At 67.6% G+C, this 18,667-nt stretch carries 1 protein-coding gene; it reads right to left on the bottom strand.

The genetic code is table 11. The features are described 5' to 3' along the window. Positions 1-8: 8 nt before the first annotated feature. The gene (locus AC3RCM_RS08700; RefSeq protein WP_492629523.1) at positions 9-18,620 is read right to left on the bottom strand and encodes a non-ribosomal peptide synthase/polyketide synthase; all 18,612 of its coding nucleotides are present in this window, start codon (positions 18,618-18,620) and stop codon (positions 9-11) included. Positions 18,621-18,667 lie beyond the last annotated feature (47 nt).

Below are 18,667 nucleotides of genomic sequence, written 5' to 3'. Positions count from 1 at the left end.
TGTCCTCACTAGGAAATCAGTTTTTCAAGATCATCGGCAGTTAGACGATTGAGGTCCTCCAAGGATTTAGCCAAAACATCGTGCAGTGGATCGAGCGCGGGCTGCAGGGCCTGCAAGGCCTCGCAGAAGTCCGCCAGGTCGCGGGCCAGGAACAGCGTCTTGACCGGCACTTCATGGCCCAGCGCTTCGCGCAGGCGCAGCACTACCTGGGTGGCCAGCAACGAATGGCCGCCAAGCTCGAAGAAGTTGTCGCTCAAGCCTACTTGCTCCAGCTCCAGCACCTGAGCCCAGATGCCTGCCACCTGCTGTTCCAGTTCAGTGACTGGCGCCACATAAGCCTGTTGCAGCAGGCTGGCATCCGCCGCCGGCAAGGCACGGCGGTCGAGCTTGCCGTTGGCGGTCAGCGGCATGCGCTCGAGCAGCAGCAGGTGCGCCGGCACCATGTACTCCGGCAGGTCTTCGCGCAGTGCGGCCTTGACCGCCTCACGCCAGATCGCCTGGTCCGCCACCGCTTGCCCGGCCACCAGGTAACCGACCAGCTGGGTGCCGCTCGCCCCCTCCTGGGCCAGCACCACGGCCTCGCGCACCTGGGGCAGCGCCTGCAGCCGCGCCTGGATCTCGCCCAGCTCGATGCGGAAGCCACGGATCTTCACCTGATGGTCCATCCGCCCGACGTACTCGATCACCCCATCGGCGCGCCAGCGTGCCAGGTCGCCGCTGCGGTACAGCCGTGCCCCGCTCTCGCCGAACGGGTCGGGAATGAAGCGCGTGGCGCTGAGGTCGGCGCGCTTGAGGTAGCCACGGGCCAGGCCCTGGCGACCGACGTACAGCTCGCCGACACAGCCGGCGGCCACCGGGTTGAGGTCGCTGTCGAGCACGTACAGGCTCTGGTCCGGGATCGGCACACCAATCGGGCTCGACGCGCTCTGCGCCAGGTCAGCCCGCGACAATGGACGGTAGGTCACGTGCACCGTGGTTTCGGTGATGCCGTACATGTTGACCAGTTGCGGGGCACGATCGCCGAAGCGCTCGAACCACGGACGCAGGCTGCCGACCTCCAGCGCCTCGCCGCCGAACACCACGTAGCGCAGCTGCTGGTCGCTGCGCTGGCCTTCAGCGCAGGCCACCTGCATCAGCTGGCGGAACGCCGACGGCGTCTGGTTGAGCACGGTCACCCGCTGCTCGCACAGCAGTTGGTAGAAGGCCTCCGGCGAACGGCTGACATCCTGCGGCACGATCACCAGGCGGCCACCATGCAGCAAGGCGCCGAACAGCTCCCATACCGAGAAGTCGAAGGCATAGGAGTGGAACAGCGTCCAGCAGTCCTGCGGGCCGAAGCCGAACCAGCCGTCCGTGGCCTCGAACAGGCGCAGCACGTTGCGGTGCGGCAGCAAGGTGCCCTTCGGCTTGCCGGTGGAGCCGGAGGTGTAGATGACATAGGCCAGGTTATCCAGGTCCACCGCAACGTTCGGGTTGACCTCGGCGAAGTCAGCGTAGTCGGCATAGTCGGCGGCCAGGTCCAGCACCTGCACGTTCGCCGCCAGGCTCAGCCCGAGGTCGCCCTGGCCGAGCAGCAACTGCAGGCCGCTGTCCTCGATCATGTAGTGCAGGCGATCCAGCGGATAGGCCGGGTCCAGCGGCACGTAGGCACCACCGGCCTTGAGGATGGCCAGCAGGCCGACCACCATCTCCAGCGAACGCGGCGCGGCCAGGCCCACCAGCACGTCCGGGCCGACGCCTCGGGCGATCAGCGCGTGGGCGATCCGGTTGGCCCGGCGGTTCAGCTCGGCGTAGCTCAACTGTTCGCCTTCGCAGACCAGCGCCGGCGCCTGCGGCGCGCGAGCCGCCTGGGCTTCGATCAGGCGATGCAGCGGCTGGCTCGGCGCGAACGTGGCCGGGGCGGTATTCCAGGCCTGTACCGCAGCCTGGCGTTGCTCATCATCGAGCAATTGCAAGGTCTCGACAGGCACCTCAGCGCCCTGTTCGAGCATCTGCAGCAGCAAGTGACGCAGTTGCTGGCCGATCTGCTCGATGATCGCCGCGCTGAACGCCTGCCGGTCATAGCTGCAGCGCAGCGACAGGCTGTCCTCCAGGCCGACCGCCAGGGTCAGCGGATAGTTGCTCTGCTCCTGTGTGCGCACCGGGCCAAAGTGCAGCCCCGAGGGCGAACCACGCTCCAGGGCCTCGGCCACCGGGTAGTTTTCGAACACCAGCAGACTGTCGAACAGCGCGTCACCGCCCTGCCCGGCCCAGCGTTGGATGTCGAACAGTGGCGTGTGCTCCTGTTCGCGGATGCGCAGGTTGAGCGCCTGCAGATCGTCCAGCCAGTCGCCAAGCGCCTGCCCGGCGGTGCACGGCACGATCACCGGCAAGGTGTTGATGAACAGGCCGATCTGCTGCTCGATACCGGCCAGCTCGGCCGGTCGCCCGGCCACGGTGGCGCCGAACGACACGCAGTCCTGGCCGACACGACGCTGCAGCAACAAGGCCCAGGCACCCTGCACCAAGGTGTTGACGGTGACCTTGCGCTCACGGGCGAAGCGGCCCAGGCGCGCGGTGGTCTGCGCATCGATCGACAGGCTGTGCTCGTCGTAGCCATCGACACCGACATGTTGACAGGTGCTGGCCAGGCGAGTGGGCTCTTCCAGTGCGGCCAGTTGCTCGCGCCAGAAAGCTTCGCTCTGCGCTCGGTCCTGACGCTGCAGCCAGCTAATGTAGTCGCCGAAGCGGCCCGCCGCCTGCGTGGGCCGCTCGCCACAGTAGCGTTGCAGCACTTCACCCAGCAGTTGCGCATTGCTCCAGCCGTCCATGAGGATGTGATGGCTGGTGTAGATCAGTGCATGGCGGTCATCTTCCAGGCGTACCAGCACCAGGCGCAGCAATGGCGCCTGCAGCACATCGAAGCCGCGCCCACGTTCTTCGGCGGCCAGTGTCGGGAGCGCCAGCGCAAGGTCATCACGACCGCGCCAGTCCAGCTCGCTGAACGGCACACGGGCCTCGCGCAGCACTACCTGAACCGGTTGGGCCTGGTCGGCGGACCAGACGAAGGCACAACGCAGACTGTCATGGGCCTGGAGCACAGCGTTCCAAGCCGCCTCGAAGCGTGCCACATCCAGACCTGCGACCTCGACCTGCATCTGGTTGATGTAGTCGCCGTCGCTCTCGCCGAACGTGGAATGGAACAGCATGCCCTGCTGCATCGGCGACAGTGGGTAGATGTCTTCGACCTCGGCCACCGCCACTGGCAGTGCGTCGAGTTGCGCCTGGCTCAGGCCCGCCAGCGGGAAGTCCGACGGCGTCAACCCTTGCGGCGCCTGGCAGTGCTCGACCAGCGCCGCCAGCTCCGCCTCGTAGGCCCGCGCCAGCCGCTCGATGGTCGCGCGGGCGAACATCTGCCCGCTGAAGCTGAACGCCAGGCTCAGCTCGCCGCCATACACCTGGCCATTGAGCACCAGCCAGTTGCCCAGCGGCGCCAGCGGGCTCTGCTCCTCACCTGCGCTTTCGGCAGCGGGCACGAACAGCGCCCGCTCATCGAACTGGCCATCCAGCTGGCCCAGGTAGTTGAAGGTGATGCGCGGCACCGGCAGCCCGGCCAGGCTCGCGCGCGCAGCCTCGTCGCCCAGGTAGCGCAAAGCGCCGAAACCGATGCCCTTGTGCGGCACGCCGCGCAGCTGTTCCTTGACCTGCTTGATCGAGGCGCCCAGCTCGGCGGCCGGGGTCAGGCGCACCGGGTAGGCGCTGGTGAACCAGCCCACCGTACGGCTCAGGTCGATGTCGTCGAACAGGTCTTCGCGGCCATGGCCTTCCAGCTCCACCAGCGCCGAATCGGCGCCGCTCCAGCGACACACCACCCGGGCCAAGGCGGTCAGCAGCAGGTCGTTGACCTGGGTGCGGTAGGCCGCCGGGGCCTGTTGCAGCAAGCGTCGGGTCAGCTCGGCATCCAGGCGTGCCTGCACGCTCTGGCGGTGACGGTTCTGCAGGCTGGCGCCCAGCTCGGCCTCGGGCAGGTCCAGCGGCGCACCGGCCAGTTGCCCTTGCCAGTAGGCCAGCTCGTTGCCCAGGCTTGCGGCATGCTGCTGCAGGCGTTCGCCCCAGGTCTTGAAGGCGCTGGTCTTGGTCGGCAGTTTCGGCGTGCTGCCCGCCAGGGCCTGGCGGTAGGCATCGTGCAGGTCTTCCAGCAGCACGCGCCAGGACACGCCATCGACCACCAGGTGGTGGATCACCAGCAGCAGGCGCTGGCCACCGTCGGCCAGGTCGATCAGCACCGCACGCAGCAGCGGGCCCTGGGCCAGGTCCAGGCTACGCTGGGCCTCTTCGCAGGTCGCCTCGATTTCCTCGGCGCTGCGCAGCGCGGCACGCCATAGCAACGGCTGGGCCGGCTGCAGCGGACCGTGTTCGGCGCTGCCGTCGGCAAAGCGCAGGCGCAGGGCGTCGTGCTGGGCGTACAGTGCCAGCAGCGCCTGCTCCAATGCGCTGGCATCCACCGTTTCGGTGCCGCGCAGCAACAGCGACTGGTTCCAGTGCTGCGGCTCGCTCATGCGCTGGTCGAAGAACCACTGCTGGAACGGCAGCAATGGCATGCCCCCGAGCAGCGGACCTTGCTCGGCCTTCACCGCTCCCTCGCCTTCGCGCAGCACCGCTGCCAGGCCGCGCACGGTCTGGTGCTGGAACAGCTCCTTGGGCGTGAAGTGCAGGCCCTGCTGGCGCGCACGTCCGACGACCTGAATCGAGACGATGGAATCGCCCCCAAGCTCGAAGAAGTTGTCGTTCACCCCGACCCGCTCAAGGCGCAACACATCGGCCCAGACTGCGGCCAGACGGTGCTCCCGCGCATTGGCCGGTGCCTCATAGACCTTTTGCACAAGGGCAGCATCCACGGCAGGCAAGGCCTTGCGGTCGAGCTTGCCGTTGGGTGACAGCGGCAGGCTGTCCAGTGCCAGCCACTGGTTCGGCACCATGTAGTCCGGCAGGCCACGGCGCAGATGCTCGGCCAGTTGTGCCTGCCAATCGGCGGCCTCGCCGGTCAGCACCACATAACCGACCAGCTGCTTGCCGTCCGGTACCGTCACCACGGCTTCACGCACCAGGTCGTGTTCCAGCAGGCGCGCCTCGATCTCACCCAGTTCGATGCGCAGGCCACGTAGCTTGACCTGGTGGTCGATACGCCCGGCGTACTCGATCACCCCATCCGCGCGGTAGCGCGCCAGGTCGCCGGTGCGGTAGATGCGCTCGCCATTGCCGTATGGGCTCACGGCGAAACGCTCGGCGGTCAGCCCCGGGCGACGGTGGTAGCCGCGCGCCAGGCCTGCGCCGGCCAGGTACAGCTCGCCCAGCACGCCCACCGGCACCGGTTGCAGCTCGGCGTCGAGGATGTAGCAGGCCAGGTTGGCAATCGGCTCGCCGATCGGCACGCTGTCGCGCCCTTCCTCGCGGCAGGTCCAGTGGGTCACGTCGATGGCCGCCTCGGTCGGGCCGTACAGGTTGTACAGGCCGGCCTTCGGCAGCTTGGCGAACACCTGCTGCTGGGCATCGGCCGGCAGCGCTTCGCCACTGCAGACGATGCGCGCAAGGCTGGTGCAGCGCGGCACGCCGCTGTCTTGCAGGAACGCCTGGAGCATCGACGGTACGAAGTGCAGCGTGGTGATGTTTTCGCCGGTGATCAGCTCGACCAGACGGGCCGGGTCGCGGTGATCACCCGGCGCGGCAACCACCAGTCGCGCACCGGTCATCAAGGGCCAGAAGAACTCCCACACCGAGACGTCGAAGCTGAACGGCGTTTTCTGCAACACGCTGTCGCGAGCATCCAGTCGATAGGCCTGCTGCATCCAGCACAGTCGGTTGACCAAGGCCGAATGGCGGTTGCCCGCGCCTTTTGGCCGGCCTGTGGAGCCGGAGGTGTAGATCACATAGGCCAGGTTTTCAGGGGCCACCGCCACGTTCGGGTTGCGCGCGTCATCGGCGCCCGGTTCCAGGTCCAGCGCCAGGGTCTGCACGCCTTCGGCCAGCGGCAGTTGCAGGTGGCTCTGGGTCAGCAGCAGTTGCACGCCGCTGTCCTCGATCATGTAGCGCAGGCGCTCTTCGGGGTATTCCGGGTCCAGCGGCACGTAGGCGCCACCGGCCTTGAGGATGGCCAGCAAACCGACCACCATCTCCACCGAACGCTCCACCGCGATGCCCACCAGCACATCCGCGCCGACACCCAGGGCGATCAGGCGATGGGCCAGGCGGTTGGCGCGGGCGTTGAGCTGGGCGTAGCTCAGGCGCGTCTCGCCGAAGGCCAGCGCCGGGGCATCCGGGGTGCGCTGCACCTGGGCCTCGATCAGTTGCTGGATGCTCTGCTCCAGCGGGTAATGTTCAGCGGTGGCGTTCCACGTGACCAGGGTGCGCTCGCGCTCGGCGGCCGCCAGCAATGGCAGTTCGGCCACCGGTTGTTGCGGTTGCTCGACGATGCCTTGCAGCAGGTTCAGCCAATGCTCACCCAGGCGTACGATGGTGGCCTGGTCGAACAGGTCAGTGGCGTAGATCAGCGAAGCGCTCAGCCCTTCATCGGTCTCGCAGGTGTCCAGGCTCAGGTCGAACTGCGTGGTGTCGTTGTCCCAGGCCATGGCCTGTACCGCCAAGCCTGGCACGGCGCGTACCGGCGCGAGCGCGGCGGCCTGGTGGTTGAACATCACCTGGAACAACGGGCTGTGGCTGAGGCTGCGGGTCGGTGCCAGCGCATCCACCAGTTGCTCGAACGGCAGGTCCTGGTGCGCCTGGGCGCCCAGCGCAGCCTGACGCACCTGTTGCAGCAGCACGCCGAACGGCTGGCGTGGATCGATATCGGCACGCAGTACCTGGGTGTTGACGAAGAAGCCGATCAGCCCTTCGGTCTCGACCCGGTTGCGGTTGGCCACCGGCACGCCGACGCGGATGTCGCGCTGGCCACTGTAGCGATGCAGCAAGGCCTGGAACGACGCCAGCAGCACCATGAACAGGGTCGCGCCCTGGCGGCGGGCCAACGCCTCGAGACCGTCCTTCAACGCCGGCGGCACGGCCAGGTCGAGCTGGGCGCCGCGATAGCTCTGCTCGGCAGGACGCGGGCGGTCCAGCGGCAAGGCCAGCACATCCTGCTCGCTGCCCAGTTGCCCGACCCAGTAGGCCAGTTGCCGCTCACGCTCGCCAGCCTCCATCCATTCACGCTGCCAACGGGCGTAGTCGGCATATTGCAGCGCCAGGGCAGGCAGTGGGGCGGCATCGCCCTCGCGGTGGCGGGCATAGCCATCGATCAGTTCGCCGACCATCAGCTGCATGGACGCCGCATCCGAGACGATATGGTGCTGAGTCAGCACCAGCACCTGGTCGTCGGCCGCCAGCTCCAGCAGACGGACCCGCAGCAGCGGGCCGCGGGCCAGGTCGAACGGCTGGCGGATCTCCTCAGCGACACGCGCCTGAAGGGTCGCCTCGTCCGCCAGTCGTTCATGGGCGATGACCAGCGCAGCAGAGCGCTCGATCACCTGGACGATGCCCTCGTCGCTTTCGACGAAGCGAGTACGCAGGGCCTCATGACGCTCGACCAGCGCATTGAAGCTGTGTTGCAGCGCCGCACGATCGAGGCTGCCTTTCAGGCGCAGGACCATGGGGATGTGGTAGGCGCTGCTGTGTGGCTCCAGCTGCCAGAGGAACCACTGGCGTTGCTGGGCATAGGACACCGGCAGCGCCGCATCGCGCGGCGTCGGCCGGATGGCCGGAGCCCGCGCCGCCAACGACGGTGCTGGCAGGCTGGCGACGAAGCCCTGCAGGCTGGCCTGCTCGAACAGCGTCTTGAGCGGTGCGTCGATGCCTAGCTCGCGCAGACGCGAGAACACCTGGGTAGCCAACAGCGAATGCCCTCCCAGTTCGAAGAAGTTGTCGCCCAGGCCAACCTGCTCCAAGTGCAGCACCTGCGCCCAGATCGCCGCGACCTGTTGTTCCAGTTCACTCTGCGGCGCCACATAGGCACGCTGCGATTGCGCGGCATCCACGGCAGGCAAGGCCTTGCGGTCGAGCTTGCCATTGGGCGACAGCGGCAGGCTGTCCAGTGCCAGCCACTGGTTCGGCACCATGTAGTCCGGCAGGCCACGGCGCAGATGCTCGGCCAGTTGTGCCTGCCAATCGGCGGCCTCGCCGGTCAGCACCACATAACCGACCAGCTGCTTGCCGTCCGGTACCGTCACCACGGCTTCACGCACCAGGTCGTGTTCCAGCAGGCGCGCCTCGATCTCACCCAGTTCGATGCGCAGACCACGCAGCTTGACCTGGTGGTCGATACGCCCGGCATACTCGATCACCCCGTCCGCGCGGTAGCGCGCCAGGTCGCCGGTGCGGTAGATGCGCTCGCCATTGCCGTATGGGCTCACGGCGAAACGCTCGGCGGTCAGCCCCGGGCGGCGGTGGTAGCCGCGCGCCAGGCCTGCGCCGGCCAGGTACAGCTCGCCCAGCACGCCCACCGGCACCGGTTGCAGCTCGGCGTCGAGGATGTAGCAGGCCAGGTTGGCGATCGGCTCGCCGATCGGCACGCTGTCGCGCCCTTCCTCGCGGCAGGTCCAGTGGGTCACGTCGATGGCCGCCTCGGTCGGGCCGTACAGGTTGTACAGGCCGGCCTTCGGCAGCTTGGCGAACACCTGCTGCTGGGCATCGGCCGGCAGCGCTTCGCCACTGCAGACGATGCGCGCAAGGCTGGTGCAGCGCGGCACGCCGCTGTCTTGCAGGAACGCCTGGAGCATCGACGGTACGAAGTGCAGCGTGGTGATGTTTTCGCCGGTGATCAGCTCGACCAGACGGGCCGGGTCGCGGTGATCACCCGGCGCGGCAACCACCAGTCGCGCACCGGTCATCAAGGGCCAGAAGAACTCCCACACCGAGACGTCGAAGCTGAACGGCGTTTTCTGCAACACGCTGTCGCGAGCATCCAGTCGATAGGCCTGCTGCATCCAGCACAGTCGGTTGACCAAGGCCGAATGGCGGTTGCCCGCGCCTTTTGGCCGGCCTGTGGAGCCGGAGGTGTAGATCACATAGGCCAGGTTTTCAGGGGCCACCGCCACGTTCGGGTTGCGCGCGTCATCGGCGCCCGGTTCCAGGTCCAGCGCCAGGGTCTGCACGCCTTCGGCCAGCGGCAGTTGCAGGTGGCTCTGGGTCAGCAGCAGTTGCACGCCGCTGTCCTCGATCATGTAGCGCAGGCGCTCTTCGGGGTATTCCGGGTCCAGCGGCACGTAGGCGCCACCGGCCTTGAGGATGGCCAGCAAACCGACCACCATCTCCACCGAACGCTCCACCGCGATGCCCACCAGCACATCCGCGCCGACACCCAGGGCGATCAGGCGATGGGCCAGGCGGTTGGCGCGGGCGTTGAGCTGGGCGTAGCTCAGGCGCGTCTCGCCGAAGGCCAGCGCCGGGGCATCCGGGGTGCGCTGCACCTGGGCCTCGATCAGTTGCTGGATGCTCTGCTCCAGCGGGTAATGTTCAGCGGTGGCGTTCCACGTGACCAGGGTGCGCTCGCGCTCGGCGGCCGCCAGCAATGGCAGTTCGGCCACCGGTTGTTGCGGTTGCTCGACGATGCCTTGCAACAGATTGATGAAGTGGGTCGACAGCCGCTCGATGGTCGAGCGCTCGAACAGGTCGGTGTCGTACGCCAGGGAAACCATCAGCCCCTGCGCGGTCTCGCTGGTATCCAGCACCAGGTCGAACTGCGCCGTGGCACTGTCCCAATGCAGCGGCTCGACACGCAGGTCACCCCAGTTCCGCTCGGCGCGCGCAGCGTACTGGTGGTTGAACAGCACCTGGAACACGGGGCTGTGGCTAAGATTGCGTTCCGGTGCCAGGGCCTCGACCAGTTGCTCGAACGGCAGGTCCTGGTGGGCCTGGGCCTGCAGCGCCGCCTGCCGGGTCTGGCGCAACAGGACGTCAAAGCCCTGCCCGCCATCGACCTGGGCACGCATCACCTGGGTATTGACGAAGAAACCGATCAGCCGCTCGGTTTCAGCCCGAGTGCGGTTGGCCACCGGTATGCCGACGCGGATGTCGGCCTGGCCGCTGTAGCGGTGCAGCAAGGCCTGGAACGCTGCCAGCAGCAACATGAACAAGGAAGCATCCTGAGTCTTGGCCAACTGTTGCAGGCCATGGCTCAGTTCAGCCTCGAGCGGGAAGTCCAGGCGGGCACCACGCAGGCGCCGTTGAGCCGGGCGTGGCCGGTCGAACGGCAGCTCGAGCACGACCTGCTCACCGCCCAGCTGCGCCATCCAGTAATCGAGCTGGCGCGCACGCTCGCCACCGTCTAGCCACTGGCGCTGCCAGGCCGCGTAGTCGGCGTACTGCACAGGCAACGGCGCACTGTGTTCGCCGTGGTAGCCCTGCAGCAGCTCTTCGACCAACACCTCCAGGGAGGCGCCGTCGGAAACGATATGATGCTGGACGATGACCAGCACATGATCCTGCTCGCCCATGGCCAGCAACCTGACCCGCAGCAACGGCCCTCGCACCAGGTCGAATGGCGCCCGCACCTGGGCATCGACCCAAGCCGCCAGCGCCGCATCGTCCAGCTCGCCTGGGTGCTCGATCACGATTGGCAGCGCCAGGTGCGGATGAATATGCTGTCGCAGTATCCCCGTGGTGTCATCGAAGGTGGTGCGCAATGGTTCGTGACGGGCGATGACCCGGTCGAATGCCGACTGCAACGCCGACAACTCGAGCGGCCCCCGCACACGCAACGCCGCTGGAACGTTGTAGGCGGCGCTCTGTGGGTCCAGCCGCCAGAGGAACCACTGGCGCTCCTGGGCATAGGACACGGCCATCGCAGGCGTGCGCGGCAATACCGCAATCGCCGCTGCCGCCCCCTGGCCCAGCTCGGCGCAACGGTCGGCGAAGGCCCCCAGGGTCGGCTGCTCGAACAACTGCCGCAGGGGCACTTCGAGCCCGAGCCCTTGGCGAATGCGCGCGATGACCTCGGTCGCCAGCAACGAGTGGCCACCAAGGCTGAAGAAACTGTCGGCAAGGCCGACGCGCTCGACCTGCAAGGCCTGCGCCCAGATCGTCGCCAGTTGTGCTTGCAACGGCGTGCGCGGCGCTTCGTAGACCTGCTGGGCGGCACTGAAGTCCGGCGCCGGCAAGGCCGCGCGGTCGAGCTTGCCGTTGTTGTTCAACGGCAGTCGTTCCAGCACCAGCAGGTGGGCGGGGATCATGTAGTCAGGCAGCGCCTGGCCCAAGGCAGCCCGTACGCCCTGTAGCCAGTCAACGGACGGCGTGGCCTGAGCAGCGACCAGGTAGGCCACCAGTTGGGGCCCGGTCGGCCCGGCGAGGGCCAGCACCGCCGCCTCGCGCACCGACGCCAGCCCTTGCAGGCAGGCCTCGATCTCGCCCATCTCGATACGCATGCCGCGAATCTTCACCTGATGATCGATACGCCCTACGTACTCCAGTACCCCGGCCTGGGTATAACGCGCCAGGTCGCCGCTACGGTACAGGCGTGCGCCAGGCTGTTCGGCGAAGGGATCCGGCAGGAAACGCTCGGCGGTCAACCCCGGGCGGTCGAAGTATTGCTGCGCCAGGCAGTTCGGCGCACCGATGCACAGCTCGCCGACGCCATCGCTGGGCAACAGTTGGCCGGCACTGTCCAGCACATACAGCGAGCGGCCGGCGATGGCTTGGCCGATCGGCACGCCATACGCGTCCTGCGCATCTTCGAGGCGGCAGTCATGCACGCTGGAGACCACCGTCGCCTCGGTCGGGCCATAGGTGTTGACCAGGCTGATCCCGCCCAGCCCCGCCGCATGCCACAGGCGCAACCCTTCCACCGACATGGCCTCGCCGCCCACGTGCACCTGACGCAGCTTGCCCAGGCCGTGGCCTGGCCGCGCCGCGCAAGTCTTGGCCAGCATGTGCCAGTAGGCGGCCGGCAGGTCGGCCAGGGTCACGCCCTGCTCGACAATCAACCGCGCCAGCTGATCGGCGTCCCACAGTTCCTCGCCACGCATGATCAGCGCGGCGCCGACGCACAGTGGCGGATAGCACTGCTCGACGAAGCCGTCGAAACTGAAAGTGGCGAACTGCAGCACCCGGTCGTCGCGCTCAAGGCGGGAGTAGCCGGTAGCGCTGTAGCTGAACTCGCGCAGTGCCGCATGACTGATCGCCACCCCCTTCGGGCGCCCGGTGGAACCGGAGGTGTAGATGACATAGGCGAGCTGCTCGGCGGCGACCTGCACATCCGGGTCGTGGTCGCCACACTGCGCGACCTGCTCGCCCAACATCCCCAGCTCCAGGCGGCGCAGCCCCGCCGGCAGCGCCAACTCGACCAGCAGGCCGTCGTCGCACAACAACAGGTCCAGACGGCTGTCCTCGACCATGTAGGCCAGCCGTTCATGCGGATACTGCGGATCTAGCGGCACATAGGTCGCGCCGCTCTTGAGCACGGCAAGCAGGCTGACGATCAGCTGCGGGCCACGGCGCAGGGCCAGGCCGACACGCTGGCCAGGGCGTACACCCTCGGCGATCAGTGCATGCGCCAGGCGATTGGCCTGGCCATCGAGCTGGCCATAGCTCAGGCGCAGCTCGCCACATTGCAAGGCCAAGGCCTGTGGCTGGCGCGCGGCCTGTGCCGCGATACGCTGGTGAACCAGTTCCTGGCTCGGCAACGCCAGTGCGCGGCCTTGGCTGAAGCCAAGCACCTCGGCCTGCCCCTGATCGTCGAGCAGGCCCAGCGCGCCTACCGGCGCCGCCGGCGTGGCGACCATCTGCGCCAGCACCTGACGTAGCCCGGCGCACAGCTGACCCACCTGCTCTGCCGCGAACAGCGCAGGGTCGTAGCCGAACGTCAGGCTAACCCCATCACCGAGCTCGATGCCGATGGTCAGCGGGTAGTGGGTGCGCTCGTGATTGCTCACCGCGCCGAAACGCAGGCCGGCAGGCGCGCCCTGGCGCAGCGCCTCGGCCACCGGGAAGTTCTCGAACACCAGCAGGCTGTCGAACAGCGCCGCGCCCTGCTGGCCAGCCCACCCCTGGATGGCATACAGCGGCACATGCTCGAATTCACGCAGGCCCAGGTTGAAGTCCTGCACGTCGGCCAGGTAACCGGCCACCTGGCGATCAGGCGCGGCATCGATCAGCACCGGCAAGGTATTGATGAACAACCCGAGCTGGTCGTCGATGCCCGGCAATGGCGCCGAGCGTCCGGACACCGTGGCGCCGAAGGCCACGCAGGCTTGCCCGGTCAGGCGCTGTAGCAACAGGCCCCAGGCCGCCTGGAACAGCGTGTTCAAGGTCACCTTGTGCTGACGGGCAAAACGCTCCAGTTCGGCGGTCTGCGCGGCGTCGAGGCGGGCGAGGTACTCACCCTCGCCTTGCGCGTCGGCGGGGCGACGCAGGGCCTGGGCGAGCAGCGTCGGCGCCTGCAAGGCGCCGAGACGGGCTTTCCAGAAACGCTCGCCGGCACTGGCGTCCTGGCGTTGCAGCCACGCCAGGTAATCATGGAAACGGCCGGCCGGCGCTGACGTGCGCTCGCCGACGTAGTGCTGGATCACCTGGGCCAGTAGCTGGGCATTGCTCCAGCCATCCAGGAGGATGTGATGGCAGGTGTAGACCAGGTGCCAGTCGTCGGCCCCGGTACGCACCAGCAGCAGCCTGAACAAGGGTGCGCGGGACAGGTCGAAACCCGCTTCGTGCTCGGCCCGAGCCAGTGCATCGAGGTCTGCCGCAGGTTCGTCGACGATGCGCAGCGGCAGTGGCAACTGACGCTGGACGATCTGGTGGGCACTGTCCAGGCCCTGCCAGTGAATGCTGCTGCGCAGGATCTCGTGACGCGCCAGGGCCGCCTGCCAGGCCTCGCCGAAGCGTTCCAGGTCCAGGCCGCCGATATCCAGGCGCAACTGGTTGATGTAGGCGCCGCCCTGGGTTTCATACAGCGAGTGGAAGAACATGCCCTGCTGCATGGGCGACAACGGGTAGAGGTCTTCGATCTCGTGGCCGGGCACCGGCAATGCATCCAGTTGCGCCTGAGTAATGCGCGCCAACGGGAAGTCCGACGGCGACGGTTGCCCGGCAGGCACGCCCAGGCAGTGCTCGATGAGCGCCTCCAGCTCCTGGTCATAGGCCGTGGCCAGCGCCTGGATCGTGTCGGTGTCGAACATCGCCAGGCTGAAGCCCCATTGCAGCGACAGCTCGCCGTTGTAGACCTGTCCTTCCAGGGTCAGCCAGTTGGCCAGCGGCGCGTCCGGGTCCTGGCCGTCGCCACCGCGCTCGGTGGCCGGCGCCAGCAAGGCCTGGGCATCGAACTGGCTGTCGAACTGGCCCAGATAGTTGAAGGTGATGCGCGGCGCGTCGAGCGTCGCCAGGGCCTCCCGCACCGAGGCGTCACCCAGGTAACGCAGTACGCCGTAGCCCATGCCTTTGTCCGGCACCGCGCGCAGCTGTTCCTTGATGGCCTTGATCGAGTCGCCATGATCGGCGCGTGGGGCCAGGCGCAGTGGATAGAGGCTGGTGAACCAGCCGACGCTGCGGGTCAGGTCGATGCCGTCGAACAGCTCTTCGCGGCCATGCCCCTCCAGCTGCACCAGCGCCGCCTGGCTGCCGCTCCATTGGCAGATGACACGTGCCAGGGCGGTCAGCAGCAGGTCGTTGACCTGGGTGCGATAGGCTGCGGGCGCGACCTGCAGCAACTGACGGGTGCGCTCGCGGGACAGACGCGACGCCAGTTTGGCCCCATGGCGGTTGCTCACCGGCGCGTCCGGCCTGTCGCACGGCAGTGCGCCATCGCCGCGCTGCGCTTGCCAGTAGGGCAATTGTCCGAGGAACGCCGGCACCTGCTCGTGCAGTTGCGCAGACCAGGCCTGGTAGCTGCTGGTGCGCGGCGCCAGCGACAGCGGCTGCCCGGCCAGGCGCTGGGCATAAGCCTGCTCCAGGTCCTCCAGGAGAATACGCCAGGACACGCCGTCGACCACCAGGTGGTGGATGACCAGCAACAGGCGCTGCTCGCCTTGCGGCAAGTCGACCAGCATGGCGCGCAACAGCGGTCCACTGCCCAGGTCGAGGCTGCGCTGGGCATCGTCGCAGAGCGTCGTCAGCGCCTGGGCATCCGCAGCCTGGCGCTGCCACAGCTCGACCTGCGCGACCGGCGCGCCATAGTGCTGCCGCCAGCCTTCGGCGGCGGGCTCGAAGCGCAGCCGCAGGGCGTCATGGTGGTTGACCACATCGCCCAAGGCATCGACCAGCGCCTGGGCCTGCAACGGTTGCCGGGCGCCGAGCAGCAATGATTGATTCCAGTGCTGGCGGACCGCAATGGCCTGTTCGAAGAAATGTCGCTGCACAGGGCTAAGCGCCACCTCGCCGGTGGCCGGCGCCTGCTCAACCGTCAACGATGGCTGGCGTCCGACCGCGCCGGCCAGGCCGCGCACGGTCTGGAACTGGAACAGGTCGCGCGGGCTGAACTGCAGGCCCTGGCGTCGAGCGCGGCCAACCACCTGGATGGCGATGATCGAATCGCCGCCCAGCTCGAAGAAGTTGTCGTCCAGACCGACCTCGGCCACGCCCAGCACCTCGCTCCAGACCTGCGCCAGGGTACGCTGCACATCGGTTTGCGGCGCCACGTAGGCGCCGCGCGGAGCGACATCCGGTTGCGGCAGGGCCTTGCGGTCAAGCTTGCCGTTGGGGGTCAGCGGGAAGTGCTCCAGCGGCATCAGGTGGCTGGGCACCATGAATTCCGGTAGTGCCTGCAGCAGCCAGTCCTTGAGCCCTTGCTGCCAGCCGTCTGGCGTTTCATCGAGCACCAGGTAGGCCACCAGTTGCTTGCCGTCCAGCGCCAACACCACGGCCTCGCGCACCCAGGCATGCTGGGCCAGGCGCGCCTCGATCTCGCCCAGTTCGATGCGCAGGCCACGGATTTTCACTTGATGATCGAAACGCCCCAAGTACTCGATCACGCCATCCACACGCTGGCGAACCCGGTCGCCGGTACGGTACAGACGCTGTCCGACAACGAAGGGGTCGGCAACGAAGCGCTCGGCGGTCAACCCCGGACGCCGGTGGTAACCACGGGCCAGGCCAATGCCACCCAGATAGAGTTCGCCGGCAACGCCCGGCGCCACCGGCTCGAGGCCAGCATCGAGCACATAGGTGCGGATGTTGGCGATGGGCTGGCCGATGGGCACGCTGTCGCGGCCTTCGTCGATGCAGGTCCAGTGCGTGACGTCGATAGCCGCCTCGGTGGGGCCGTAGAGGTTGTACAGCGCCGCCGCCGGCAGCTTGCCGAACACCTGCAGCTGCGCATCCACCGGCAATGCCTCGCCGCTGCAGACGATGCGGCGCAGGCTGTCGCAGGTCTCGACACCGGGCTCGTGGATGAAGGCCTGGAGCATCGAGGGCACGAAATGCAGGGTGCTGACCTGATGGCGACGAATGGTCTCGATCAGGCGCGTCGGATCCCGGTGGTCACCGGGTGCGGCCACGGCCAGCCGAGCACCGGTCATCAGCGGCCAGAAGAACTCCCAGACCGAGACGTCGAAGCTGAACGGGGTCTTCTGCAGCACCGTGTCACCGGCGCCCAGGCCATAGGCTTCCTGCATCCAGTGCAGGCGGTTGGCCAGGGCTTCATGGCTGTTGCCGGCGCCTTTCGGCCGGCCGGTAGAGCCGGAGGTATAGATGACATAGGCCAGCTGCCGTGGGTCGTTCGCCACCTGGGGCGGGCTGTCTGGCTGGTCGTCCAGCGTCAGTTGGTCCAGGGCGATGCACTGCACGTCACCGGGCACCGGCAGGCTGCCCTGCAGCGCCTGCTGGGTCAGCAGCAGGCGAATGCCGCTGTCCTCGATCATGTAGGCCAGGCGCTCCTCGGGGTATTCCGGATCCAGCGGCACGTAAGCCGCACCGGCCTTGAGGATCGCCATCAGCCCGACGACCATTTCTACGCTGCGCAGCACGCTGATACCCACCAGGCTGTCGGCTCCGGCGCCTTGCACACGCAGGAAGTGAGCCAGGCGGTTGGCGCGGGCATCGAGCTGCGCATAGCTGAGCGCGGTATCACCGAACACCAGCGCCGGGGCGTCTGGCGCGTGGCGCACCTGATCCTCGAACAGCTGGTGCACGCCGCGCCCGAGCGGATAATCGCGGGCGGTGGCGTTCCAATCCTCCAGCACTGTGCGACGGCTGGCGTCATCGAGCATCGGCAGCTGCCACAGCGCGCTGTGCGGCTGGCTGACCAGGGCCTGCAGCAGGGCCTGCCAGTGTGTCGCCATGCGTTCGATGGTGGCGGCCTGGAACAGGTCGCTGGCGTAGGTGAAGGCGGCGTGCAGGGTGCCACCCTGCTCGTAGGTGTCCAGGCTCAGGTCGAACTGGGTGGTGCGGCTGCGCCATGCCAGGGGCGACAGTTGCAGCCCCGAGGCCAGGGTCACGGTGGCCAGGTCGGCGACTTGCGGCTGGTGGTTGTACATCACCTGGAACAGCGGCGCATGGCTCAGGCTGCGCTCGACCTTGAGCGCCTCGACCAGGCGTTCGAATGGCAGGTCCTGGTGCGCCTGGGCACCGAGTATGACCTGCTTGATGCCTTGCAGGTAGGCCAGCACATCGAGGTGCGCGTCCGGCCGCACACGCAACACCTGGGTGTTGACGAACAAACCGATCAGCCCTTCGACTTCGGCGCGGTTGCGGTTGGCCACCGGGCTGCCGATACGCAGGTCGGGCTGGCCAGTATAGCGTTGCAGGAGCAAGCCGAACGCGCCAAGCATGACCATGAACGGCGTGAGGTTATGCTGGCGGGCGAAGCCGCGCAGCCGCTCGGCCAAGGCCGCATCGACCGCGAACGAGCGGCGCTCGCCGCTGAAGCTCGGGGTCGCCGGACGGGCATTATCCAAGGGCAGCTCGAGCACGGGCTGCTCATCGCCCAACTGCGCCTGCCAGTACGCCAGCTGCCGTGCCAGTTCGCCGGCTTCCAGCCAGCGGCGCTGCCACAGGGCATAGTCGACGTACTGGATCGGCAGGTCCGGCAGTTGCGGCGCATGGCCAGCGGCGAAGGCGTCGTAGCAGCGGCTGAACTCGTCGATCAGCACGTTCATCGACCAACCGTCGGAAACAATGTGATGCAGGGTCAACAGCAGCACATGTTCCTGCTCGGCCAGGCGCAGCAGACGCACGCGCAGCAGCGGCCCTTGCGCCAGGTCGAATGGACGCAATGACTCGGCCTCGGCTTCTGCACGCACCTGCGCTTCGCACTCGGCCTCATCCCACTGACGCAGGTCGACACGCTCGATCAAGGCCTCGCCGACCGGGCGATGGACCTGGAGCAGACTGTCGTCAGGCTGGACCTCGAATACTGTGGTCAGGCTCTGGTGACGCGCCAGCAGGCTGGCGAACGCCTGCTCCAGCGCGGACTCGTCCAGTTGCCCGGTCAGACGCACCGCGCCTGGCAGGTTGTAGGCGCCGCCCTGGGGGTCCATCTGCCAAAGTACCCACATGCGCTGCTGGGCATAGGACAACCCTTGGCGGTCCGGCGCCTGGACCCCGGCCGGAATGGGGAACTGGGAAAAGTCGATGCCCTCCCTGGCCAGGGTCTCGAGGAACACGCCGCGTTTCTCCTGCGGCAGTTCAATGAAACGGCGGGCCAGTAGCAGGGACTTTTCGGCATTCATCAGATTGCTTCCGTACGAGTGAGGTATCGGGCGGGGCCCGGCTATCC

It is taken from the genome of Pseudomonas sp. GW823-FHT05G12, from assembly GCF_058795575.1.
This window is presented reverse-complemented; position numbering and strand designations above follow the sequence as displayed.